The sequence below is a fragment of the Acinetobacter sp. 24-47-39 genome, assembly GCF_056783825.1.
Window position 1 is genome coordinate 22510 of record NZ_JBWYIP010000001.1, and the last position, 26608, is coordinate 49117.

19 protein-coding genes and 1 tRNA gene are annotated in these 26608 nt (G+C 38.2%); 17 read left to right on the top strand and 3 right to left on the bottom strand.

Going from position 1 to position 26608, the window contains the following annotated elements; translation table 11 throughout:
• The first annotated feature begins 163 nt into the window (after nucleotides 1-163).
• From AC1M9C_RS00120 to rpmE, 4 genes are all read left to right on the top strand, one after another.
• Nucleotides 164-2341 (top strand): AmpG family muropeptide MFS transporter, encoded by a 2178-nt coding sequence (locus AC1M9C_RS00120; protein ID WP_481953181.1) that lies wholly within the window; start codon nucleotides 164-166, stop codon nucleotides 2339-2341.
• Nucleotides 2342-2350: 9 nt separating this feature from the next.
• Nucleotides 2351-2752 (top strand): lactoylglutathione lyase, encoded by a 402-nt coding sequence (gene gloA, locus AC1M9C_RS00125; protein WP_035270062.1) that lies wholly within the window; start codon nucleotides 2351-2353, stop codon nucleotides 2750-2752.
• Between the two features lie 100 nt (nucleotides 2753-2852).
• The gene (locus AC1M9C_RS00130; RefSeq protein WP_035270063.1) at nucleotides 2853-3824 is read left to right on the top strand and encodes a bile acid:sodium symporter family protein; all 972 of its coding nucleotides are present in this window, start codon (nucleotides 2853-2855) and stop codon (nucleotides 3822-3824) included.
• 216 nt (nucleotides 3825-4040) lie between these two features.
• On the top strand, nucleotides 4041-4265 hold the full coding sequence (rpmE, locus tag AC1M9C_RS00135) for a 50S ribosomal protein L31 (RefSeq protein ID WP_004971624.1): 225 nt from the start codon (nucleotides 4041-4043) through the stop codon (nucleotides 4263-4265).
• 56 nt (nucleotides 4266-4321) lie between these two features.
• On the opposite strand, the gene AC1M9C_RS00140 is transcribed toward rpmE, so the two are convergent.
• Genes AC1M9C_RS00140 through epmB form a run of 3 tightly spaced genes read right to left on the bottom strand, consistent with a single transcriptional unit; the run spans nucleotide 4322 to nucleotide 9315 of the window.
• The gene (locus AC1M9C_RS00140; protein ID WP_171076805.1) at nucleotides 4322-6532 is read right to left on the bottom strand and encodes an EAL domain-containing protein; all 2211 of its coding nucleotides are present in this window, start codon (nucleotides 6530-6532) and stop codon (nucleotides 4322-4324) included.
• Entirely contained in the window at nucleotides 6529-8286 is a 1758-nt protein-coding gene (locus tag AC1M9C_RS00145) for a GTPase (protein ID WP_481952979.1), read from the bottom strand. The genes AC1M9C_RS00140 and AC1M9C_RS00145 overlap by 4 nt, the downstream gene beginning before the upstream one ends.
• A 12-nt stretch (nucleotides 8287-8298) precedes the next feature.
• A complete protein-coding gene (gene epmB / locus AC1M9C_RS00150; RefSeq protein ID WP_481952980.1) occupies nucleotides 8299-9315 on the bottom strand; it encodes an EF-P beta-lysylation protein EpmB in 1017 nt (338 codons plus the stop codon).
• 347 nt (nucleotides 9316-9662) lie between these two features.
• Between epmB and efp the strand changes: the two genes are divergently transcribed.
• The 13 genes from efp (at nucleotide 9663) to AC1M9C_RS00215 (ending at nucleotide 26488) form a co-directional block, all read left to right on the top strand.
• Nucleotides 9663-10232, top strand: a complete 570-nt coding sequence (efp, locus tag AC1M9C_RS00155; RefSeq protein WP_035265851.1) for an elongation factor P — start codon at nucleotides 9663-9665, stop codon at nucleotides 10230-10232.
• 170 nt (nucleotides 10233-10402) lie between these two features.
• A complete protein-coding gene (locus tag AC1M9C_RS00160) occupies nucleotides 10403-12496 on the top strand; it encodes a carbon starvation CstA family protein (RefSeq protein ID WP_481952981.1) in 2094 nt (697 codons plus the stop codon).
• The gene (locus tag AC1M9C_RS00165) at nucleotides 12493-12795 is read left to right on the top strand and encodes a YbdD/YjiX family protein (RefSeq protein WP_481952982.1); all 303 of its coding nucleotides are present in this window, start codon (nucleotides 12493-12495) and stop codon (nucleotides 12793-12795) included. The genes AC1M9C_RS00160 and AC1M9C_RS00165 overlap by 4 nt, the downstream gene beginning before the upstream one ends.
• 125 nt (nucleotides 12796-12920) lie before the next feature.
• Nucleotides 12921-13937 carry a 2-dehydropantoate 2-reductase gene (locus tag AC1M9C_RS00170; protein ID WP_481952983.1) on the top strand — a complete coding sequence of 339 codons (1017 nt, stop codon included), beginning with the start codon at nucleotides 12921-12923 and terminating at the stop codon, nucleotides 13935-13937.
• 98 nt (nucleotides 13938-14035) lie between these two features.
• On the top strand, nucleotides 14036-14995 hold the full coding sequence (locus AC1M9C_RS00175; RefSeq protein WP_481953182.1) for an AAA family ATPase: 960 nt from the start codon (nucleotides 14036-14038) through the stop codon (nucleotides 14993-14995).
• 10 nt (nucleotides 14996-15005) lie between these two features.
• The gene (locus AC1M9C_RS00180; protein ID WP_481952984.1) at nucleotides 15006-15911 is read left to right on the top strand and encodes a DUF58 domain-containing protein; all 906 of its coding nucleotides are present in this window, start codon (nucleotides 15006-15008) and stop codon (nucleotides 15909-15911) included.
• A 29-nt stretch (nucleotides 15912-15940) separates the two neighbouring features.
• Nucleotides 15941-17953, top strand: a complete 2013-nt coding sequence (locus tag AC1M9C_RS00185; RefSeq protein ID WP_481952985.1) for a transglutaminase TgpA family protein — start codon at nucleotides 15941-15943, stop codon at nucleotides 17951-17953.
• 26 nt (nucleotides 17954-17979) lie between these two features.
• Nucleotides 17980-18056, top strand: a tRNA-Val gene (locus AC1M9C_RS00190).
• A gap of 565 nt (nucleotides 18057-18621) precedes the next feature.
• A complete protein-coding gene (locus tag AC1M9C_RS00195; protein ID WP_481952986.1) occupies nucleotides 18622-20853 on the top strand; it encodes an NADP-dependent isocitrate dehydrogenase in 2232 nt (743 codons plus the stop codon).
• 235 nt (nucleotides 20854-21088) lie between these two features.
• Nucleotides 21089-23293: an OsmC domain/YcaO domain-containing protein gene (locus tag AC1M9C_RS00200; RefSeq protein WP_481586659.1), complete on the top strand. Its 2205-nt coding sequence runs from the start codon at nucleotides 21089-21091 to the stop codon at nucleotides 23291-23293.
• A 236-nt stretch (nucleotides 23294-23529) separates the two neighbouring features.
• Nucleotides 23530-23646 (top strand): hypothetical protein, encoded by a 117-nt coding sequence (locus AC1M9C_RS00205; RefSeq protein WP_092766106.1) that lies wholly within the window; start codon nucleotides 23530-23532, stop codon nucleotides 23644-23646.
• Nucleotides 23647-24096: 450 nt separating this feature from the next.
• Nucleotides 24097-25416 carry an NCS2 family permease gene (locus AC1M9C_RS00210; protein WP_035265860.1) on the top strand — a complete coding sequence of 440 codons (1320 nt, stop codon included), beginning with the start codon at nucleotides 24097-24099 and terminating at the stop codon, nucleotides 25414-25416.
• 73 nt (nucleotides 25417-25489) lie between these two features.
• Nucleotides 25490-26488, top strand: coding sequence for an adenosine deaminase (locus tag AC1M9C_RS00215; RefSeq protein ID WP_481952987.1), 999 nt, complete (start codon nucleotides 25490-25492; stop codon nucleotides 26486-26488).
• Nucleotides 26489-26608 lie beyond the last annotated feature (120 nt).

The following is a 26608-nucleotide window of genomic DNA, read 5'->3' on the forward strand; positions in this document are numbered from 1 at the left end:
ATTTACATTTGATAGTTTAAGGTATACAGGTTTAGCCAAAAATATCAAGTTGAGATAGATCAAATTGATGAAATACTCGGTGAAGTTTGCGTAAATTATATTGAAACCAAGCGCATTACAGAGTTGAATAGCGAGAGTACTTTTGACTGAAAATAACAACGCAATGACATCACAATCTTCGTCACCAGAATCAGCTGGATGGACTTCGGCATTTAAAGCCTTTCTTGATCGACGCGCGATCATTATGCTTTTTTTGGGTTTCTCATCAGGTATCCCAATTTTTCTGATTTTTTCAACTCTATCTTTCTGGTTGAGTGAAGCCGGTATTCAACGTAGTACCATTACCATGTTTTCATGGGCAGCCTTAGCTTATGCTTTCAAGTTCATTTGGGCACCTTTGATTGACCGATTACCATTACCTTATTTAACAAGGAAATTGGGTAAACGACGAGGGTGGTTGTTGGTTTCACAGATTTTGGTTGCAATTGCTATTTGTTCAATGGCATTTACTGATCCGAGTATTCATGGAGGAAGTGTAGGGCCATTTTCAAGTTTAACGTTCATGGCGATATCCGCAATCTTTCTGGGATTCTCATCAGCGACACAAGATATTATCGTGGATGCTTATCGTATTGAGTTGACACAAGATACGAGTGTTCAGACGGTTATGGCTTCGACCTATAACGCAGGTTATCGAATTGCGACCATTGTAACTCAGCTCGGTGCATTACTCTTCGCTGCATCACTTGGTACAGCCATGGGTAACTATATTTATGAGGCGTGGCAGTCCACCTATTTACTCATGGCTGGATTGATGATGATTGGGATTGTGACGACTTTAGTGATTCATGAACCGGTAGTAAATCAAGAACCTCATCAATATCAAGCAAAGGATTATTTTCAGTTATTTATCGTCTTTGTGATTTCAACAGTAGTTTTCGTTTGTGGGTTTCTCCAATTTGGTGCTTGGATTTCACAGTTAAATATTGATGGTAATTTTTTGTCATTTATCGGGCAAGTTTTACGTTTCTTCGCGAGTGTGGCGTTGGCTGTGCTAGTCGTATTTGGATTAATCCGAGCAAAACTCATTGATGAAAAAATAGTCGTCGAGACATGGCTATCACCGATTTTAGATTTCTTCAAACGTTATGGTTTGAAAGTTGCGTTAGCTATTTTATTACTCATTGGTTTTTATCGAATTTCAGATATTGTCGCTGGAGTGGTTGCCAATCTGTTTTATCTTGATTTGAATTTTGATAAAGAAGAAATCGCTTGGTTTAACAAGTTTTTCGCCATTTTTTTTGTAATTTTAGGTGGCTTCCTTGGAGGCTTATTAGCTCAGCGTTATAACATTATGAAAATGATGTTGGTGGGCGCTATTGTTGCCAGCACGACCAATCTCATCTTTGTGGGGCTCGTAAAATCTGGACCAACGATGAATCAAGTCTTGGTACAAATGGGAGGTCAACAGCATCAAGTGACTCCTGATGAAGTGGGGAACTGGTCTTTAAAGCTCCCTGCATCTAATTTTGCTGAACATCATAGTATTCAAGTGTTATCCACCCCTGATGGTTATGATAAAGCCCTGAATGTTGAAATCCCGCTTCAACGCTATTCGAGTCAAGATGATTCTCAGATTTTCATCCAAGCCATTGGAGGGGATAATGTTCTCTACCAAGATGAGTTAAGCAAGGATGTCATTATTCGCGGTCAACTCTCGAACTTAAAAGCTGACAGCACACTACAAACACTGAATATTCGTATTTCAAATCAGCAAGTGATACCTGCGAAGTTGGATCAAAATAATTGGAGCGTGGTTGTCCCGGGAGACAGTCTAAAAAACCACACTAAATTTACGGTGCAAGCGGTCGTGCAGCATGCAGGTCAGGCGCATGAATTAACCCAAGATCATATTTATAAAACAGTTTCAGCGATCCAACCGAAATCACGTATGACTTTATCTGATCTTCCAGCTGTTCAAGTTGATAGTGATCAAATAGTCGAACTTAAAGGTAAAGTGGTTGTCCCTTATAGCAAGGTGTGGCTGGTGATGGGCATTGTATTCGACAATCTCGCATCAGGACTTGCTGGTGCAGTATTTATTGCATTCCTATCGAGTTTGACTAGCGTTTCATTTACAGCAATGCAATATGCAATTTTTAGTTCATTGATGTTATTACTTCCAAAGATGATTGGTGGCTATTCAGGTACAATAGTGACAAACTTCGGTTATTCATCATTCTTCTTTATGACTTTTTTAATGGGTTTACCTATTTTGTTACTTGTTATTTGGGTGGCGAAATTGTTAAATCAGTTGAAAAGTACATCTTTCAATCAATAGGTAAATTTTATGCGAATGTTACATACCATGTTACGTGTAGGCAATTTAGAGCGTTCATTGTCGTTCTATACTGAAGTACTCGGTATGACTTTGCTTCGTAAACGCGATTATGAAGAAGGTCGATTCACTTTAGCCTTTGTGGGTTATGGTGATGAAGAAAACAATACTGTTCTTGAGCTAACGCATAACTGGGATACAGACAGCTATGAGCTTGGTAATGCGTATGGTCATATTGCGATCGCAGTGGATGATGCGTATAAAGCGTGTGAAGAAATCAAAGCACGTGGTGGTAACGTTGTCCGTGAAGCTGGACCAATGAAAGGCGGCGTAACCGTAATCGCTTTTGTGGAAGATCCAGATGGTTACAAGATTGAACTTATTCAACAAGACAGTAACGCGAGAAATAATTAAATTTCACTCGCTGATTTGTGAGTAAAATTTTAAAGATAAGCCCAATCGATGAGTATTGGGCTTATTTTCAATTCAGATAGAATAAAAAGAGGGATATGGGGTGCTAAAGCTCTTAGCGTTAGATCGTTTCACGATATTGCTGTTTGTTATGGTGATTTTAGCGTCAGCGATGCCAATTTCAGGTGTTGCTGCTCACTTTTTTTCTTATTTCACCACGATTGCAATTGCAATCCTATTTTTTTTACATGGTGCAAAGTTATCACGTGAAGCGGTGATTCAAGGCATTAAACATTGGCAATTACACAGTTTGGTCTTTGCACTGACGTTTGCAGTTTTCCCAATTCTAGGGTTGATGGCTAAACCTGTATTGCTACCGCTACTTGGGCAAGAACTGTATTGGGGCTTCTTGTTTATGTGCTTCTTACCCTCAACAGTTCAGTCTTCTATTGCATTTACTTCAGTAGCAGGTGGTAATGTCGCAAGTGCTGTGTGTAGTGCTTCATTCTCTAATATTATTGGTATGTTTATCACACCTATATTAGTGACCTTATTTATTTTAGGCCAGTCTGATCATGGGTTTAATCCAACCAGTGCGATCCTCAAAATTATTCTGCTGTTATTGGTTCCATTTATTTTGGGACAATTATTGCGTCCTATTGTTTTTCCTCTGATACAAAAAGCCCCGAGTATTGTCAAAACTTTTGATCAAGGCTCAATTCTTTTGGTGGTGTATGGCGCATTCAGTAGTGCAGTCGTAGCAGGTCTATGGAATGAAGTCAGTGGGGTGACCTTAATGTGGTTAATTATTGCATGCTCTGTGCTTCTGACCTTGATTATGCTTTTAGCCTATCACGCCCCAAAGTGGTTTGGATTTAATCGTGCCGATCAAATTGCTGTATTTTTTTGTGGTTCTAAGAAAACACTCGCAAGTGGAGTGCCTATGGCGCAAATTCTTTTCATTGGACAACCTATGGGGATGATCATATTGCCAATTATGATTTTCCATCAAATCCAATTAATGGTGTGCGGAATTATTGCAAATCATTGGTCCAAGCAAATTGAAAAGTCTTAAAGGAATAATTCGCTATCTGAAATAAAGTGGCGTATAATGTCGTCCACTTGTTGTGCTTAGCTCTGACGGAAGCCGTCTCGGTGGGCCAAAAGAATGGTCTGTTGTGGTGTTGATCTGCTGTATTTCAGCCTTTCCTCTGCGTCTGTTGTAATGGATGAAGAGAGTGATCAATTGCGATGACAGCTAAAGCCTTCTTAACTCTATGGAGAATCGACCATGCGCGCCGATATTCACCCAAAATACGAAAAATTAGTTGCTACTTGCTCTTGCGGTAACGTAATCGAAACTCGTTCAGCTGTTGGTAAAGAAACACTTTACCTAGACGTATGCTCAGCTTGCCACCCATTCTACACTGGTAAGCAAAAGAACGTTGACACTGGCGGTCGTATCGACAAGTTCAAACAACGTTTTGCTGGTATGTCACGTTCTATCAAACGTTAATACCCAAAATAAAAAAACAGGCGTTCAGCCTGTTTTTTTATGTCCAAAATATGGAATTAACTTTGATCTTGAACATTCATGAGCTGATCCAATTTACGCTGGTAATAATCACCTTGTAAAAATCTCACGTCGACATTCCACGCGTTGGCAAAGCTATTCATATCATTGAGATTTTTGAGTAATAAATTGACTGATCGATGAGTATTAAAGTATTCAATCGCCTGTTTAAAACGTTCAATACCTTCTTCAGTATTTAAATCATCTGTGAATTCTTCATGCAGCGTGAAATTCTGAATATTGGCAACTTTGAGAATGAGATTGCTACATTTACTTAATCCAAACTCGCAAACGGCAATATCTGCACCTTGTGCTCTCAATACCTCAATCGCAGGCAGAATTTCATTTAAATGTTGAGCAATGTATTTTTCTTTAAACTGTAAAATCAGTGGTTGAGGTGCTTTTGCTCCTACAATCATGAGCAGTTTTGAAATTAATTCTGCCAATTGATGATGCTTTAAAAGAACATGGTGTCGTAAATTAATAATCAGTTTAGCTTCAGGATATTGTGTTAAAAAATTGTGCAGTTGCTTCGCTGCTTCAACCAAAATCCATCGGTCAATTTTAATAGACAACTCAGGGTCATCTACCAATTCTTCAATATCGTCTAATTGAATCCATTGGTTTTCAAAAATAAACCCGCTGCTTACTTCATAGGTATTAAGACTAGTGTCTTCTTTATCATAGATTTGTTGGAACTTTAGCGTAATTTGATCGCGTTCAAGAACTTTACGAAGATGTACTAGGATATCGCCGTGAACTTCGTCTGACTGTACAGGTTCTTCAATTGCTTGAAATACAAATTCTGTTGAATGATCAGGCTCTACTTCAGAAGAAGGTGTATTTAACTGAATAGCGGTCGGCTCATCTGCTTGAGTAACTTCAAAATGAATCTCTTCAATTTCTTCAAGCGTTGTCTCTAAAGCAGCATCATTGCTCAATAAATTGGGTAGGGCAGTGTTATAAGCATTTGCAATGAGCTGTTCAAAATTATCTACATTTAAATCTGACAGTTTGAAAAGGCTATAACCAATTTTGACATGCTGTTGATAGGTTTGATCTCCCAAATTGACGAGTCTAGGTTTTTCAAGCGCATGTAACGCAGAGAGTCTTGATTTTAGAACTTCAATCGTTTCAGCTTGAATGATAGTGGCATACAGCGCTGTTTCAATTTTAAATACAGCGCCATTGGTCTGTTCGAGAATAAAATCTGAAAGTTTGCCGAAATAGCCTTTAAAAGTATCCCAATCAGAACTCAAGATATAGTCTGGACAACTGGCTAGGCTGAAGATGACCAAAGCATTTTCTTGAGCAGGGTGTTCTTCAAGATGTTGTAAAATTTTTGCCAATGTTGTGTGTGGTGCAATTCTATTGACTTGATGAGGTGTAGTCTCAAGTTGAGGACTAAATGAATGGTCACTCTGTTGAAAATGCGTTGAAATCGTAATTTCAATGACTTGATTTTGATCTGTAGGATTACATTCAATTTGGACTGGATTTTGATGTGTTAACTGTGTATTAAGAGAAATTAGTTCAAAAGGACCATACTCAAATTTACCGAAAGCTAATTTTTTAAATCGTGCTTTAAAAGATTGAATATCCTCAGGTTGTATTAAATCAATGAGCGGGAATCCAATAACGTCATCACACGTGTTGAAGCCAAATAAATGCGTAAACTCATGGTTGCATTCAACGACAATCCCTTCTTCTATGATTGCAACTGCTTTTTTATGCTCTTCGATCCAATTTTGTTTAATTTGAACATTGTGTTTCAGTTCATCCGTTAATTGCATCTGATTTTTTTGTAAGCGACTAAAAGCCAATGCTCTTATAATTTTAAGTAGACATTGTTCAGGTTGATCAATATTTAAAACATCATAGATGCCCATTGAAATGAGTTTTACTTCAGACATTTCTAGCGCTTCTGGAGCTAGATAAAGTGTGGGGGTTAAAGCTTTATCAGAATCTGCAAGCAGTCGAAGAAAATGAGTTAAGGTCAGCTCATAGGCGCGACCAAACAGAATTAAATCCCAATCTAAATGAAGTTGCTTTTCAAGACTCACTTGATCATCGAGTAGTACTGCTTCTACCTTGTACTCGCGTTTTTCGAGTAAAGAGATAATATGGTTATAACGAATCTGGTTATCATCGACAATGAGTAAGCGCATTCCAGATTGTTTTAATTGTGTTGATAGAAGTAGGTTTTTCACTTCAATGCTTCCCATACGTCTTGAAAACGATTTGATTCAAGGTTTTGATGTTGTAAAAATTCATCAATCAGATATTGCTGCTCATCATTAAATAATTCAAATTCAAATTGAACAAAACTTTGTGTGATGAGCATGGTCTTTATCAATTCTACTTTGATATCTTGATCAGTTAAGCGTAAATAAATAGATTGTTGTTCTTTGAAAAACTGTAAATTTGGCAAAATAAGAGAATGCTGTGGAGCATCAATCTTCAAGGTTTGTACAAATAAACATGGATGATAATTAAAAGAACTTCGATCTGTATAAACTTTTGCGGCGCAAGGGTGGATGTCGGGTCCAATCACTTCAAGCCCAAGTTCATAGCTTTTTTTAACAGATTGTTTGATCCAACGAATTACACCACCTTTCCATTTGCTGTTCACCCCCTCATTGATCAGGATAAATTCACCTGTTCTTAAATTTGGTGGTGCTTCTTCTTCTAACCAACGTACGCGATAGCCATTTAAACTGATATCTAAAACTTGAGCCGCATGGATTTGACGTGCCTGTTTATCTAGAACTTTGTTTGATTTGTCTGTATAGGCATCTGGGTAGTCATTTAAATATGTAAATGCAAACTCGTCCTCTGATTTTGATTTAGGCGGTGTTAGTCGCAAGGTTTCGCTAAAAGTTTTGGTCTTTGAGAGATAATAATGTGCGGTAAGTAAACTGAAACAGAGTTGTAACTGAGCGGAATGTTCATAACGCTCATGTCTACGTTCAATGGTCGAGCCTAAAACATTTTGTACATGAAATTTAAGAGGTGCAGTTAAATAAGCTTTCTCTTTCTTAGATAGATATTCATTGTCCTTTTGAATGGTTAAGTTGATATGCTCAAGCAAAGATTGGGTTGCCACGAAAATGTTTGGTTTAAAACTTTCATGGTGTTTTCGGTTGTAAACTGGCGGATGATCTTTAGTGGTATCAATGACGTAACGAGATAAAGTGGTTTCACGTGGTAAAACTTGCACTAGTTGCGCCCAATCCGCTGTACATTGATAGAGCGCGTAGATCTCAGAAGGACGAATTTGGTGAGTATTAAATATTTGTAATAATAAGACTTGGGCATAGCACTGTTGAATATTTTTTAAAGCGTGATGAGTGCCTTGCAATAAATTAATGTTGACCGTGTGTTCTTGGTTTTTTAATGCTAAATCATACAGATAATGGGTCATTAACCATTGCTTAGACAAGGCAGAACGATAAAGCATCTGTTGTTGTACTAACAATAAACCCAATTGTTGAAGAGCGTAATAACTGGAAAGGAGTCGTGCAGTTTTCACATTACGCTTTTGAGTAAACTTCAAAATAGAAAACTTTTGTTGTTTTAGCTGCATTTCACTGCGCTGTGCAATATCTATATAGATATCAGCAAATAATGTTCTCAAGCGAGTGGTTAACTCTATAATATCTTTGTTACGGTCTGATAGAAAAAGACCTTGATTTAAAAAGTTTTTTTCAAGTCTCTCTAAAATATTTTCGATCAAAGGGTGTAGCGCTTGAATAAGATCAAAGCGCAATGTTTCCAAACATTTGAGTTCAGCGATTTCATAGAGGGCTTTCAACACCGCTTCAGAGGTGTCACCTAATTGCATAATTGAAAGTTGAGATGCCCAAAAACTCAAGTCCTGAACATTTGCATTTGCAAAACTCAGTTGATCTCGAGTCAAGGCAGTAGGATAGTGAAAAATTTCTGAAATCTGAGCCTGAAGCATGTAAATGAGTCTCTAAAAAGTGGCAACTCCATAAAGCGGTGTTTTATTCTGTTCTCCCGCAATTTCTCTAACCAGCTTTGGAACCAAGTATCCAGGCAACCTTGCCAAAACCTCTTTATAGATTGAATCAATAGATTCACTTGGTAAATCAAAATGCTGAGCACCTTTTACTTTATCCAACACATGTAAATAATAAGGCATCACACGCGCATCAAATAATCGATGACTTAGATCAACCAAAATATCAGGATGATCATTAATACCTTTTAATAACACAGCTTGATTCAACACCAAAATATTTTGTTGTGAAATTTGCATTAATTTCGAAGCGGTAAAGTCATCAATTTCAGCAGCATGGTTTGAGTGTACCACCAGAATAATACGTAGCCTACTGTTTTTTAAGAGAGAAATAAGTTCATCATCAAGCCGATTTGGAAGAACGATTGGAACTCGAGAGTGAATACGCAAAATTTTAAGATGTGGAATTGAACTTAATCTGTCGATCCAAATGGCAAGTTTACGATTTGAAAGTGTTAGGGGATCACCTCCGCTTAAGATCACTTCATTGATTTCTGGATGAGCGAGTAAGTAGTCTTGTATTTTTTCCCAGTCGTCATTTTTAGGTAAATTTTCTTGATATGGAAAATGACGTCTAAAACAATAACGACAATGAACAGCACAGGCACCCGTTAAAGTCAGTAAAAAACGTGACTGATACTTATGCAATACACCTGGGATTAAATTGGCAGCCTCCTCATCAAGGGGGTCTGTTACAAAATCAGGATGTTCATTTAGCTCCAGATGATGAGGGAGTACTTGAAGTAACAGTGGATCACCAGGATTAGATTTTTGCATCTTCGCGACGAAGGCGCGAGGGACTCTTAATTTAAATTGGGCTGATGCCAAAATTGCACCATGTATTAAATCTTCAGGTTGCAATTCCAAGAGTTCAATGAGCTCATGTGGGTCAGTGATTAAATCGCTGAGTTGATTTTGCCAATGTTGCTCTTGATACAAATAGTGGGTCATACAGTTTAAATTTAGAGGGAGATGAAAGGCTTCATTTTAAATCAAATCCCATTGAAAAACTCAGTTGTGTCCTGATTAAGCCTTCTTTATTGAATGTCGGGATGAAAATACTCAAGCCTAAAGATGATCAAATTAAGTCTACAACAGTAGTTCTGCATGGAACTTAGACAGCTTAAACATTGTATTTCGGAATTTATCATTGCGGCAGAGTAGGTTGGTCATTTAGAATACGCAACATAAATGCATGTGCATGTGGCATATCATGCACCTGTCAGACTTGCTAAATGACAGTGTAGCAGCCCATCGCATTAATAGATTAAAGTTAGTAAGTTTGGAGTGAGCCTCTCATGGCCTATTATTCTACGAACGATTTCAAGTCTGGCCTTAAGGTAATGCTTGATGGTAACCCATGCTCAATCATGGAAAACGAATACGTTAAACCAGGTAAAGGCCAAGCGTTCAACCGTGTTAAATTACGTAACCTTAAATCAGGTAAAGTATTAGAAAAAACATTCAAATCTGGTGATTCTTTAGAAGCTGCAGATATCGTAGAAGTAGAAATGGACTACTTATACAACGACGGCGAACTATGGAACTTCATGGATCCTGTAACTTTCGAGCAAATTGCGGCTGATAAAGTTGCAATGGGTGATGCTGCGAAATGGTTGAAAGACGATTCAAACGAAAAATGCACAATCATGTTGTGGAATGGTGTTCCTTTAACAGTGAATGCACCTAACTTCGTGGTATTAAAAATTGTTGAAACTGATCCAGGCGTACGTGGTGATACTTCTGGCGGTGGTGGTAAACCAGCGAAACTTGAAACAGGTGCTGTAGTACGTGTTCCATTATTCGTTCAACAAGAAGAAAGCGTTCGTGTTGACACACGTACTGGTGAATACTTAGAACGTGCATAATGGTGTAAATTTATACTATTATCGAAAGGGATGATGACAATCATCCCTTTTTTAATGCCAAGGTCTAAGGTAAAGAAGAATTATTGAGGAGTATAGTCGCAAGGGAAAACAGCAGTAACACGAATAATAAAATTGAGCTGATTGCAAATACGAAATAATGAGGGTTTGATATGGATCAAATACAACCGAAGTCATCCATGGCTTCGAAATTGATTTGGATTATTGTGGCCATAATTGGCGCAGTGTCCTTTGGAATATTAGCGGTTAGTCGTGGAGAACATGTCAACGCAGTTTGGCTCGTACTCGCTGCAGTCTGTGTTTACAGTATTGCATATCGTTTTTATAGTTTATTTATTGCAAATAAAGTATTCGAGTTAAATGCTCGGCGTTTAACACCTGCGCACCGTCTAGCAGATGGTCTAGATTATGTGCCTACAAATAAAAGTGTTCTGTTTGGTCATCACTTTGCTGCGATTGCAGGTGCTGGTCCGTTAGTTGGGCCTATTCTTGCTGCGCAAATGGGTTATTTACCAGGAACGATTTGGCTGTTAGTCGGTGTTGTACTGGCAGGTGCAGTCCAAGATTTTCTAGTTTTATTTATTTCTACACGCCGTGACGGACGTTCACTGGGTGAAATGGCAAAACAAGAACTGGGTTCATTTGCAGGGATTATTGTGATGCTTGGCGCATTAGGGGTAATGATCATTATCCTAGCTGTGCTTGCACTCGTGGTGGTTAAAGCATTAACCAATAGTCCATGGGGTGTGTTTAGTATTGCTGCTACCATTCCAATCGCATTATTTATGGGCGTATATATGCGATATATCCGTCCAGGAAAGATTGCCGAAGTTTCAATCATTGGCTTTGTACTGATGATGCTCGGTATCATCTACGGTGAAAATATTGCTCAACATCCTTATTGGGGGCAATTATTCACTTTATCTGGTACAGAGTTAACATGGGCATTGATTATCTACGGTTTCATCGCTTCTGTATTACCAGTATGGTTGTTATTGGCTCCACGTGATTATTTATCGACTTTCTTGAAAATTGGTGTAATTGCAGGTTTAGCATTGGGTATTGTATTTGCGATGCCTGAATTAAAAATGCCTGCAATTACCCACTTCGTAGATGGTACGGGACCTGTATTCTCTGGATCACTTTTCCCATTCTTATTTATTACCATTGCCTGTGGTGCAATTTCAGGTTTCCATGCATTGGTTTCATCAGGAACTACACCTAAGCTCGTAAATAATGAACGCGATATCCGGATGATCGGATACGGCGGTATGTTGATGGAATCATTTGTCGCAATCATGGCGATGATCTGTGCAACGATCTTGGATCCAGGCGTTTATTTTGCCATTAACTCACCAGCTGCGGTGATAGGAACGACGGTTGAAAGTGCCGCAGAGGCGGTACGTAATCTAGGATTTGTGGTTACACCTGAAGCTTTAACACTACTTGCTCAAGAGGTTGGTGAAAGCACAATTCTTTCTCGTACTGGTGGTGCACCGACGTTTGCGATTGGTATGGCGCACATCATCACTGAAATTTTTAATAGTCGTGAAATGATGGCATTTTGGTATCACTTTGCGATCTTGTTTGAAGCGCTATTTATTCTAACTGCTGTTGATGCAGGAACACGTGCTTGCCGTTTTATGGTTCAAGATACTGTGGGTATCGTTGTCCCTGCGGTTAAAAACTCTAAGTCGTTTGTGGGCAACTTGATTGGTACTGCCGTTGCAGTCTCAGGCTGGGGTTTCTTTGTATATCAAGGCGTAGTTGATCCACTGGGTGGTATTAATAGTTTGTGGCCATTATTTGGTATTGGTAACCAAATTTTAGCTGCGATGGCGCTGATGCTAGGTACTGTCATTTTGTTCAAGATGAAGAAAGAAAAATATGTGTGGGTCACCATTGTTCCAACAATTTTCCTATTCATTACAGCGATGACTGCTGGTTGGCAAAAAATCTTCCATGAAAATCCAAAAATCGGATTCTTGGCACAAGCAGATCGTTTCAACGCGGCTATTGAGCGAAACGAAATTTTAGCGCCTGCGAAATCAATTGCGGAAATGCAAACTGTTGCTTTATCGAATCAGATTAATGCTGCGTTGTGTGCATTCTTTATGATTGTTGCCGTGGTGATGTTGTTTGCTGCCATTAAAGTGATTCGTCGTGCTTTGGCAAATCCGCAGCCAACAGCTCAGGAAGCTGAAGCAATCTATGCTGATCAAATCCCTGCAGGAGAGACCAAATGAGTTTGAAAGAACAAATTCGTCAAAAGCTGGCATTGGGTAAAATCATTAAATTCACGATTTTGGCTCAGCCGAAGAAATTTTTAATGTTGAATGGAATCAAAACAGTTCAAATGATTTGGCAGCGGCTACAACAAAGTTTTCGTTTAATGGTGGGTGTGCCGGATTACCAAAATTATGTAGAACATATGAAAAAGCATCACCCTGACCTAGAACCGATGGATGAAAAAACTTTTCATCGTTATTGTGTCGATGCACGCTATCCAAGTGCAGCAGGCGCTATGAAGAAATGTCCATGTTAATTTTCTAGCTTTACATAAAAAACGGCACTGAGGTGTCGTTTTTTATTTGTCTTAATTGTATAAAACCTGACAAATTTATTGTTCTGAAACTCGTATACTCTTGATCAATAACAAAGGATAAAAACATGAAAATTGGAATTTATGGTGCAGGATCGATTGGGTGTTATATCGGTGGAAGAATGGTCGCAGCAGGCTATCAGGTGACATTTTACTGTAGGGAAAGAGGCTATCAAAAATTAAGCCAAAATGGGTTGGAGCTCAGTGATTTATACGGCTACCATCATAAGCTCACTCCAGATCAATTAAGACTTACAACAAATCTAGCAGAAGTCTTAGACACGGACTTAGTCATGATTTGTGTAAAATCAGCAGCGACAGAGCAAGTGGCATCTGAAATACGAAGCTGTGACACTGTCAATAAACCGAGTCTCATTAGTTTTCAAAATGGGGTGAGTAATGTTCCACGTTTAAAAAAAATGCTGCCAGAATGGGAGATTATGGAAGGAATGGTTCCATTTAATGTCGCAGAACTCAAACCGTCTCATTTCCATCAAGGTTCTGATGGAACATTAATGATAAAAAAATTTGTAGAAAGTAATCAGCTAAAAATAGTGTTAGATACGGCGAAACTACAAGTTGAATTCCGTGATGATATGTTAGAGGTACAGTGGGCTAAAGTCTTATTCAACTTGAACAATTCGATTAACGCTTTATCTGGTCTAACTTTAAGAAATCAACTTACTAATCGAATGTATAGAAAGTGCCTTGCTCAGGCACAGTTAGAGACGCTTCAAATTTTAAAGCAGGCAAATATTCAACCTGCACAATTATCGCCTGTACCAGCAAACATCATTCCTCATATTCTTCAACTTCCTAACTGGTTGTTTAAGTTGATTAGTCGCAAAATGTTAGCCATTGATCCACTAGCTCGTTCATCTATGCAGGATGATCTGAATTTAGGGCGCACGACGGAGGTTGATTGGATTAATGGTGAAGTGGTCAGACTTGCCAATACACTCGGGGTGAATGCACCGATCAACAGCTATTTTATTGAACAGATCAAGCTGGCGGAAAACAATAATTCAAGCCTTCAAATTGGACCTGAAGAGATGCTCACACAGTTGAAGCTTATTCAGCATTAAGTTTGAAACTCATTCTTTAATACACTGATTATTAGAAATATTTGAGAAAATAAAAAAAACCTGTATGGTAGAAATATATAGTTTTGGAAATGTAAATGATGATTTGGGGAATGAAGCAGAGTGTTCAATCAAAAGATATTATACAGCCTGAGTTAGAATCTCAGATTCAATCATTTACTCCCAAAATTTCATTATTTCTAGAACAAATCAATCAAATTGTTTTGGATAAAAATACGCAAACTGAATTGGCTTTATGTAGTTTAATTGCAGGTGGTCATATTTTATTTGAAGACTTACCTGGATTGGGTAAGACCACATTGGCCAGTAGTTTGGCATCATTATCAGGTTTATCATTTCAAAGAATCCAATTTACCAATGATATGCTCGCCAGTGATGTAATTGGCGTGAATGTTTTTAATCAAAAAGAGCATCAGTTTGAATTTAAGTACGGACCTATCTTTACCCAAGTGCTTTTGGCAGATGAAATTAATCGCTGTAGTCCAAAGACACAGAGTGCATTGCTAGAAGCGATGGAAGAGGGCTACGCCACGATTGATGGACAGCGATATGCTTTACCTCAGCCTTTTTGGGTGATAGCGACTCAGAATCCACTCTTTCAAAGCGGGACTTATGCACTACCAGAGTCTCAGTTAGACAGATTCCTCATGCGATTATCTCTTGGTTATCCATCTCGCCATGCAGAAAAAATACTTCTTCAACAAGAATCACGTGCCAAATTAATCGCACAGTTGATCCATGTATTTAATGAGACTGAAATACTAAGATTGCAATCCTTGACTCATCAAGTCCATTTAAGTGATGCAATTCAAGACTATTTATTGGATTTGGCTGCGGTAACACGAAAAAGTGCGCCTGGTTTATCGACGCGTGGATTATTGGCTTTAAAACGAGCATCACAAGCGAGAGCGATCGTGCATGCCAGAGCCTTTGTCATTCCTGATGATGTAAAAGCTGTATTTTCAGCAGTATGCGCTCATCGATTAAACTTGAGTGAGGATGAGACGGTCTCCCTAATGAATCAGGTTAAATTGATTTGAGGGCATGCAGGTGACCAGTATCTGGAAGCAATGGTTAAAAAAAAGATTTGGGTTTGAGCAGAGTAAAAAAATTGGTCAACGCGATATTTTGATTTTTATTTATCAGCAAGGTTTCTTATATCTTGTGTTGATTTTGATCACATTTATTGCGGGTATTAACTATGCCAATAATTTGATATTAGGTTTCTGCTTTTTAATTAGTGCGATCTTATGCATTAGTTTTTATATCACCTTTAAACAACTACATGGTCTTGAGATAGACATCATTACTGATGAAGTCGGACAGGTAGGGCACTCGATTTTATTTAAAATCTACTTGAATCAACCTTATTCATATTCACGTTATTTATCGGTTTCCATCGATTCTGAGACACAGCACATTCACATTGACCAAAAACAGTCTGAATGTGTTATTCAGATTCAGGTTGATCAACGAGGACAGTATAACTATCCCGATATACACATTGCTTCAGTGTATCCATTTGGTCTTGTTCGAGCTTGGACTTATATCTTTCATGGACGACATGCATGGATTGCGCCTCAAGCCAAAATAAATCCGAATACAAGCTTTTCAAATGCATTTGTATTGGATCAGGAAAAAGATGAGTTTAAAGAATTAAGAAGTTTTCAGGTCGGTGACTCATTACAAAGTGTATCGTGGAAGCAGGCTGCTCGTGGACAAGGTTTGTATATTAAAGTTTTTGAAGAGCATCAACAGGATCGATGTGTTGATATTCATTATCATCATATGCCGTCAGTCGAGCATGAAGAAAAGCTTAAATATATGATGGGTGTGGTGGAGCAATGTGAGCAATTACAAATTCCTTTTAAGGTGGTGTTACCTCGTGCCGAATTGAATCAAGGATTTGGAGCTGAGCATATCAAGCAGGCTAAAATTCTGCTTGCTCAGGCATAAAGTGTGAAATAGAAAATAGGTTTAGATATATGGTACATCCTAAAGTTTCACAATCCATGCTATTGAGTTTGGCACTCATTTTATTTATCCAGATTATTTATCTGCCTTATGCTTTAATTTTGGTGCTCTGTATTGAGCTTATATATTTATGGCATATTCAAAAAAGTAAAAAAAATGTCTCCAAAGCAATAAAATTTAGTTTTACAGCAATTGCACTTGGCGCGATTTATCTGCATTACCATACCTTTGTTGGTGTTGAGGCTGGGGTAGCATCGCTGACAACTTTTCTATTTGCAAAAGCATTAGAAACTCAAAAAAAACGTGATTTGATCATCGTTTTTAATTTTGCCTTATTCGTGGCGGCAAGTACGTTTTTATACAGTCAAACGTTGTATGTTGCTTTGGGAGTAGTGCTGTGCTTAGTGAGCTGTTTTGTAGGACTTTATAGAATTCAAACCGCGGAGTTTCTGTCCACTCCTGAAACTAAAAATGGCTTAAAGCACGATATCATTCATGTCGGTAAATTCATCGGATTGGCAATTCCTTTTTTTATATTGCTCTTTATTTTTTTCCCACGATTACCTCCGCTTTGGCATATCCCGATTCAACAAAATAAGGGAATGACAGGAATCAGTGACTCTATGTCCCCAGGTGACATTGCTGAGCTGTCTCAGTCAAATGAATTGGCATTTCGTATTATTGGTGATATGACAAAATTACCGACGCGTTCAGAAATGTATTGGCGAGCTTTGGTCTTAGATCAATATGATGGTCAAAAATGGACGAGTCATGGATTTAATAGAGGGTTAAACGAGTTAAACTCTTATCAACTTTCTATTTTAAATCAAAAAGTTGAATATCAGTATTTGGCTAAAGATCCTTCTGTAGATTGGATTATGGGATTAGAGCAATCTGTACCTCGACAACGAAATTATTATCTCCGTTATGACGGTGGTATTTCAGCTCAACGACCTATTCAAACGGCTCAACCTATAAACTTAGTTTGGTTAGGGCGTGGGACGAAAATAAATCATGAACTTAGTCAGTTTCAAATTCAGTATTACACCCAGTATCTCCATCAGCGTGATATCAAAAGTCAAAGTTTAGCGTGGGACTTATTTATTAAAAGTGGAGAGCAGCCAGAGCGTTATATCCAGCAAGTTTTAGACTGGTTTAAGCAAAATAGCTTTCAGTATTCTTTATCTCCCGGTGTTTTGAGTGGTGATCGGATAGATGCATTTCTGTTTAATTCACGACAAGGATTTTGTGAGCATTTTGCTTCTAGTTTTGTCATGTTGATGCGTTATGTCGGTATTCCAGCCCGAGTCGTGACTGGTTATCAAGGAGGTCAATTTGCGCCAGACCAGAAAAGTTGGGAAGTGAGGCAGTTAGATGCACATGCTTGGACTGAAGTATATTTTGGAGGTCAATGGCAGAGGATTGATCCCACTGCAATGATTGCTCCTGAACGTATTGATCAGGGAATGCAAAATTTAATTCAAAATAATCAAACACTCTACTCTGAGAATACAAATTGGTCAGTTGCAAAATATCCTTTTTTGACAAAAATTCGTGTATGGAGTGATTACGCAAGTTATCAATGGCAAAGTAAAATTGTTGGATATAACGCTGATCAACAACAGAATTGGATGACAAAATTCGGAATTCATTCAGTTGCTTCAGTGTTTGTGATTATCCTTGCAGGCTCACTGATCATATTAGGATGTTATGCACTATGGATGTTGAGAAAAAAAAGAAAACACTATTCACAAATCGATTGGGTACTTCATATTTTTAATAAAAAATTAGGACTTCACAATCGCCGTTATTCTTACGAAACGGTTCGACAATGGTTGGAAAGAATTTCATCACCTTTAAGTCAAAATGATAGAGCTGTTTTCCTCGAAATTATCATTCTGTACGAGCACTTAAGTTATTCACAATCGAGTATTTCCAAACAAGAGTTCGCAAATTTTAAGTCAATGATTAAAACTTGTTCATTTCTTTTGGTTAAATATGAAAAAGGCTTGTCAGCCAAGTGATTTTTGCATAAGATGCGAAGCATTCTAGGTGTATAGCTCAGTTGGTTAGAGCGCTACGTTGACATCGTAGAGGTCTCCAGTTCGAGTCTGGATATACCTACCAAGATTTAAAAAAAGGGCTTAAGTATTTTACTTAAGCCCTTTTTTCGTAATCAAGACATTACTTCTTTTTTTAAAAGTAAAGTATTCGTTATCACTTGCTCTATCAAGAAAAATTGCGTTTAAAAAATCTCTAAATTTGATATTAAATTATATATTTTAAGTATAAATACCCAAAATGCTTTAATCTAAATATTGGGTATTTCCGTAATTTATTAATATACCCGTACATTAACACTTACAATAACGCCCGAAATGTACGCTTTTGCCATCCTGTTTAAATATGAGACACGTATAATGTTCATATTACAGGGAAGTTGAGATCAACGTTCATTACCAGTTCTTCACTTTTCATTCAGAAGTAATGAAATTCATACAGTATTATCAAACTAAAGATGGATACTATTTTGTATGTTATTTCATCAAAATAGCGTACTAAAAGCTTATTTCATTGACTGAAATGCGACGAAGAACGATACTCTCAACGTTTTAATTTAAGCAAATCGGTTCTAAGAGACTGGACCAAAAGTTCGGTGCTCTGTAACTCAATCCAAAGCAAGGGGCTATATATGGCTGGTGGAAAGTCAACTATCATCTACACACTGACCGACGAGGCGCCATTACTGGCGACTTACTCACTACTGCCGATCATTGAGACCTTTACTAAGCCTGCTGGTGTTGAGATTGTAAAAACTGACATCTCAGTTGCAGCACGCGTGCTCGCTGAATTCTCTGAATACCTTAGCGAAGAGCAGAAAGTATCAGACAATCTTGCAGAATTAGGTCGTCTTACACAAGATCCAGACACAAACATCATCAAACTTCCAAACATCAGTGCATCTGTAGCTCAGTTGACTGCATGTATCAAAGAGCTTCAATCAAAAGGCTATGCAATTCCAGATTATCCTGAGAATCCTACGACTGAAGAAGAAAAAGCACTCAAAGCACGTTTTGGTAAATGCTTAGGTTCAGCAGTAAACCCAGTATTGCGTGAAGGGAACTCTGACCGTCGTGCGCCTGCTGCTGTTAAAAACTATGCGAAAAAACACCCACATTCTATGGGTGAGTGGAAACAGTGGTCACAAACTCACGTTTCTCACATGGATGAAGGTGACTTCTATCACGGCGAAAAGTCTATGACTTTAGATCGTCCTCGCAATGTGAAAATGGAACTGATCACCAATTCTGGTGAAACCATCGTTCTTAAAGACAAAGTTGCACTGCAAGACGGCGAAATCATCGATTCTATGTTCATGAGCAAGAGAGCACTTTGCGACTTCTATGAAAAAGAATTAGATGATTGTAAAGAAGCGGGCATCTTGTTCTCTTTACACGTTAAAGCAACCATGATGAAAGTTTCACACCCGATCGTATTCGGTCACTGTGTGAAGATTTATTACAAAGAAGCGTTCGAAAAACACGGTAAACTGTTCGACGAACTAGGTATTAACGTAAACAACGGTATGGCTGGTCTTTATGAGAAGATCGAAACTTTACCGACTTCTTTACGTGAAGAGATCATCGAAGATCTACACGCATGTCAAGAACACCGTCCTGCTTTAGCAATGGTGGATTCAGCAAAAGGTATCACTAATTTCCATTCTCCAAACGACGTGATCGTAGATGCTTCTATGCCTGCAATGATCCGTGGTGGTGGTAAAATGTGGGGTGCTGACGGTAAGCCTTACGACTGTAAAGCAGTAATGCCTGAATCTACATTTGCGCGTATTTACCAAGAAATGATCAACTTCTGTAAGTGGAATGGTAACTTCGACCCACGCACAATGGGTACTGTACCTAACGTTGGTCTAATGGCTCAAAAAGCTGAAGAATACGGTTCACACGACAAAACATTCGAAATCGCGCAAGCTGGTGTAGCTAACATCACAGATATCGAAACTGGCGAAGTGTTAATGTCTCAAAACGTGGAAGAAGGTGATATCTGGCGTATGTGTCAGGTGAAAGATGCACCGATCCGCGACTGGGTGAAATTGGCTGTTACACGTGCACGTAACTCTGGTATGCCAGCAATCTTCTGGTTAGATCCATACCGTCCACACGAAAACGAATTGATCAAGAAAGTTCAAAAATACTTAAAAGATCACGATACAGATGGTCTAGACATCCAAATCATGTCTCAAGTACGTGCAATGCGTTACACACTTGAACGTGTTGCTCGTGGTCTAGATACAATCTCTGTAACGGGTAACATTCTACGTGACTACCTCACTGACTTGTTCCCAATTATGGAGCTTGGTACTTCTGCGAAAATGCTGTCTATCGTGCCTTTAATGGCGGGTGGTGGTATGTACGAAACTGGTGCAGGTGGTTCAGCACCTAAACACGTACAACAACTTGTTGAAGAAAACCACTTACGTTGGGATTCTTTAGGTGAGTTCCTTGCACTCGCTGTTTCACTTGAAGAGCTTGGTATTAAAGAAAACAACCCTAAAGCTAAACTACTTGCGAAAACATTGGATGCTGCAACTGGTAAATTACTTGACAACGACAAATCTCCATCACGTCGTACAGGTGAGTTAGACAACCGTGGTAGCCATTTCTATTTAGCGAAGTTCTGGGCTGAAGAATTAGCAGCTCAAGACGAAGATGCTGAATTAAAAGCGACATTCTCTACTTTAGCGAAGACTTTAGCTGAAAATGAAGAGAAGATCGTTGCTGAACTTGCAGAGGTTCAAGGTAAATCTGTTGATATCGGTGGTTACTACGCAATCGATCCAGAGAAAGTAAATGCAGTTATGCGTCCAAGTGCAACTTTAAATGCTGCTATTGCAAGCATCTAATAACACTTAAGTTGAACTGAATTTCAGTTTGGCGGATTAAAAAAGCTGGTACTACGGTACCAGCTTTTTTTTGTTAAAATTTTTGTAAATAAAATACTGATTACGCCCAATTAGAGAGAGCTTAAGGGGAGGATTTAAAAAACTTTCATTCAATTTGCAAGCATTTCTGATTACAATGCGTTTTAATTTATTTTTAACTTATCTAGCTGTTTGGATAAGTTCTGTAGGTGCCCGCATGGAAATCAAAGTCAATTATCTCGACAATCTTCGACAGGAAGCAAAGTTCGATGATTTCACGGTTATTGCCGATCAACCTATTCGTTATAAAGGTGATGGATCTGCGCCAGGCCCATTTGACTATTTTCTTGCGTCTTCAGCATTATGTGCAGCTTATTTTGTAAAGGTGTATTGTGCTGCACGAGATATTCCTACAGAAAATATTCGATTATCCCAAAATAATATTGTTGATCCAGAAAACCGTTATAAACAAATTTTTAAAATTCAAGTCGAATTACCCTCAGATATCTCTGATAAGGATCGACAAGGTATTTTACGTTCAATCGACCGTTGCACTGTAAAAAAAGTGATTCAAACAGGTCCAGAATTTGTTATTGAGGAAGTTGAAAGCATTGATGCGGATGCTCAAGCTTTACTTATGCCAAATATTGCCAAGGAAAATGTGACTGTTATTCCGGGCAAAGATTTGCCGCTTGAAGAAACGATTGCCAACATGTCTGCAATTTTGGCGGGCTTAGGGATGAAGATTGAAATTGCGTCTTGGCGGAATATAGTGCCAAACGTATGGTCTTTACATATTCGCGATGCACAAGCGCCAATGTGTTTTACCAATGGTAAAGGTTCAACGAAAGAGAGTGCCTTAGCATCTGCATTAGGCGAGTTTATTGAACGTTTGAATTGTAATTTCTTCTATAACGACCAATTTTGGGGTGAAGAAATCGCAAATGCTGAATTTGTGCATTACCCAGATGAAAAGTGGTTCCAACCAGGTCCAAATGGTGAATTGCCATCAGAAATTTTAGATGAATATACACTTGAAATTTACGATCCCGAAGATGAGTTATTAGGCACACATCTGTACGACACAAATTCTGGCAATATTGAGAGAGGTATCTGTTCGTTACCATTTGTGCGCCAGTCAGACGGTGAGATTGTATATTTCCCTTCAAATTTGATCGAAAATTTGTATCTGTCAAATGGTATGAGCGCAGGAAATACCTTGGCTGAAGCACAAGTACAATGTTTATCTGAAATATTTGAGCGTGCGGTGAAGCGCGAAATTTTAGAGGGTGAAATTACCCTGCCAGATGTACCTGAACATGTTCTAGCAAAGTACCCAAAAATAGTTGAGGGTATTAAGGGACTTGAGGAGCAAGGTTTTCCAGTGCTGGTCAAAGATGCTTCATTAGGTGGGAAATTCCCAGTCATGTGCGTGACATTAATGAATCCAAGAACGGGTGGTGTTTTTGCATCATTCGGGGCTCATCCAAACTTTGAAGTTGCATTGGAACGCAGCCTTACCGAACTTTTACAAGGTCGTAGTTTTGAAGGTTTAAATGACTTACCACGTCCTACTTTCAATAGCCATGCACTGACAGAACCAAATAACTTTGTGGAACACTTTATTGATTCATCGGGCGTTGTATCTTGGAGATTCTTCAGTTCGAAATCTGATTATGATTTCGTAGAGTGGGATTTCACCAGTCAAGGTGAAAATACAAACGCTGAAGAAGCTGAAAAGATGTTCAATATCCTAAAAGAGATGGGTAAAGAAGTTTACATGGCTGTATACCAACATTTAGGTGCAACTGCATGCCGAATTCTGGTGCCAGGATATTCTGAGGTGTATTTGGTTGAGGATCTGGTTTGGGACAATACCAATAAAGCTTTAGCCTTTAGAGAAGATATTCTTAATTTACATCGTTTGGATAATGAACAGCTCGAAGCTTTGCTTGAGAAACTTGAAGAAGTTGAAGTGGATGACTATACCGATATTATTACCTTGATTGGTGTTGAATTTGACGATAATACGGTGTGGGGTCAGTTAACTATTCTTGAATTAAAACTATTAATTAACTTAGCTTTGGAAAATTTCGAAGAAGCGAAAGACCAAGTAGAACAGTTCTTACAATACAACACCAATACTGTAGAACGCGGTTTATTCTATCAATGCATGGATGTTGTATTAGAAGTATTGTTAGATGAAGAGATGGAAATTGAAGACTACGAACCAAATTTTAGACGTATGTTTGGTGATGAGAGAGTCGATGCTGCAATAGGCTCAATCGAAGGTGATGTACGTTTTTATGGATTAACGCCAACCAATATGCAACTCGAAGGCCTCGATCGTCATTTAAAACTTATTGAGAGCTATAAGAAGCTTCATGCTGCCAGAGCACGTTTTGTTTCTCAACAAAACTGATCGAATGAAAGGCCACTATGAAGAGTGGCCTTTTTATTTTAAAGATCTGAAAATTGATGCATTTAGGTGGGATATTCAATTTTTTTATAATAAAATGAAGTGGTTATGAAAAGTACTGATAGTATTTATTAAAAATAGTAATTTATTGATATTTAAGGAAAATAATTCTATTTCACTAGTATTATTTGCTAAATGCATTATCATAGTGCATGACGAGTTAACTTAAGGCGAACATTATGAATTTCTTGAAAAAAAAGAATAAAGCAAGTTTCGTTTTCTTTATTATTACTGCGTATTCCTGTCTAGGCTTTGGATTAGGTTACCTGATTTGGGAATACCTCCAAATGAAATAAAGTTCATGCTGATCGGTGAGAATGCAAATTTAGAAAGTATTCACTGTCAGCAAGCTTAATCTATTTACCATTTAAAATTAAATGATCTAAAAATCATCAGTTATTTTTTAAGGGGTATATTTAAATTTATATTTTTTAACATAATTTAAATAAAGATTAAATTTTTGCGCTTTATAACCTATGACTGTGTATTCAGCCCTTCAAATTCAGTCTATGTTATAATTAAAAATATATCCCGATAGATCGAATTGTCTAGCGACTGTTCAATTGATAGATCATCATATCAAAGCTGCTTTATTGCAGCTTTTTTAATTGTGCTTCAATTTATCGGAAATGTCATTTTGGTACGTTTATTGAATGCGTCATCTGAGCTACATTTGCCAATGAATCATTGAATAAATGATCTAAATAATTTTTACGACTCGCTCGATCTTAAGCAGGGGCTCGACAATGACAAATCCAAATTCTTCAGCGGGTTTGCTTGAACGCTTATTTAAACTAAGCGAAAACAAAACAACTTTTCGAACTGAAATGATTGCAGGGATGACGACATTCCTGACAATGTGCTACATCATCATTGTCAATCCAATGATTCTGTCTGAAACAGGAATGGATCATGGTGCGGTATTTGTTGCGACATGTTTGGCAGCAGCAATTGGTTGTTTTGTCATGGGTATTATTGCCAATTACCCAATCGCATTGGCTCCGGGTATGGGCTTAAATGCATATTTCACCTATTCGGTATGTTTAGGAATGGGTGTGCCTTGGCAAACCGCTTTAGCTGCGGTATTTGTGTCTGGTCTGGTCTTCATCGCGATCAGTATGTTTAAAATTCGTGAAGCTATCGTGAATGCCATTCCAATGTCTTTAAAATTGGCTATTGGTGGTGGTATTGGTTTATTCCTAGCATTAATCGCTTTGAAAAATGCTGGCATCATTGTGGATAATCCTGCGACTCTAGTGGGTTTAGGTGATTTAAAACAACCAACCGTTCTCTTAGCCTTATTCGGTTTTTTGATGGTTGTTGTTATGCATCACTTTAAAATACGTGGTGCGATTATCATTAGTATTTTAGTGTTGACTGCAATCTCAACATTCCTAGGATTGAGTGAATTTAAAGGTGTGGTTGGTCAAATTCCTTCAATTGCACCAACATTCATGCAAATGGATTTTGAAGGCTTATTTACCGCAAGTTTAATCGGTGTAATTTTTGTGTTCTTCTTAGTTGATCTATTTGATTCAACAGGAACGCTGGTTGGTGTTTCACATCGTGCTGGTTTACTCAAAGATGGTAAATTGCCACGCTTAAAGAAAGCTCTGTTTGCAGACTCTTCAGCGATTGTTGCTGGTGCTGCATTAGGTACATCATCAACGACACCATATATTGAGTCTTCTGCGGGTGTAGCAGCAGGGGGGCGTACAGGTCTTACAGCGGTAATAGTTGGCTTACTTTTTATTGCTTGTTTGTTCTTAGCACCGTTAGCTCAATCTGTTCCTGGGTTTGCAACTGCACCAGCCTTACTCTTTGTAGGGGTATTGATGATTCAGGGAATTACGCATATTGATTGGGATGATATTACTGAAGCGGTTCCTGCTTTCTTAACGATCGTGTTTATGCCGTTCACTTACTCAATCGCTGATGGTATTGCCATGGGCTTTATCAGTTATGCATTGGTGAAGTTACTTACAGGTAAAGCATCTACAGTACCATATATGGTATGGATTATCGCAGTATTATGGGCGCTAAAATTTGCAATGTTTGGCGGCTAATTTTTAACAGTTTTTAAAAGGGTGTAAACTCAGTTTGCACCCTTTTTATTTTTTGGTTTCATGAGGAGTAGCAATGAACCGTGTTGAGTTAATTAAAGCTTTACCTAAAGCTGAGCTTCATGTCCATATTGAAGGGACATTTGAACCTGAGTTGATGTTTGCCATTGCTCAGCGCAATGAAATTGCAATCCCATATCAATCAGTTGAAGAAGTCAAACAGGCTTATAATTTTCACAATCTGCAATCATTTCTAGATATTTACTATGCAGGTGCGAATGTATTGATCAATGAGCAAGATTTTTATGATCTTGCATGGGCATATTTTGAAAAATGTGCAGAAGATCGAGTGGTTCATACTGAAATGTTTTTTGATCCGCAAACCCATACGGATCGTGGTGTGTCATTTGAAACGGTAATTAAAGGCTTAAAACGAGCTTGCCACGATGCTGAGGTAAAATTAGGCATCACAACGCATTTGATTATGTGTTTCTTACGTCATTTGAGTGAAGAGGCAGCATTTGAAACACTTGAACAAGCTTTACCTTACAAAGACCAAATTATTGGGGTAGGGTTAGATTCAAGTGAAGTTGGGCATCCACCTTCTAAATTTGAAAGGGTATTCACAAAAGCACGTGATGAAGGATTTTTGGTTGTTGCTCATGCAGGTGAAGAAGGTCCAGCAGAATATGTTTGGGAAGCTTTGGATGTACTTAAAGTGAATCGTATTGATCACGGCGTACGCTCTGAAGAAGATCCAAAGTTGTTGGCGCGTTTGATTGCTGTAAAAATGCCTTTAACGGTTTGTCCATTATCAAATTTAAAGCTTTGTGTTGTAGATGATATGGCAGATCATAATATTCGCCGTTTGTTACAGCAGGGTGTGCATGTAACCGTCAATTCAGATGATCCATCTTATTTCGGTGGGTATATGAATGATAACTTTATTGCGATTGCTGAGGCCTTAGATTTAACAAATCATGAATTAAAGCAACTCGCTATAAATTCATTTGAAGCATCGTTTATTTCCGATGTGCAAAAACAAAAGTGGAAAGATAAAATTCTCGCAATTTAAAACAGTTAAACTTGTTTATGTAAAATACTGGAAGGTGGGGGCAAAATCCCACCTTTGGTTTAATATGCTTTAAACAATAGAGCCGAATGTGATGTTGAAATTGAAGTCTTTGTTTTGCCT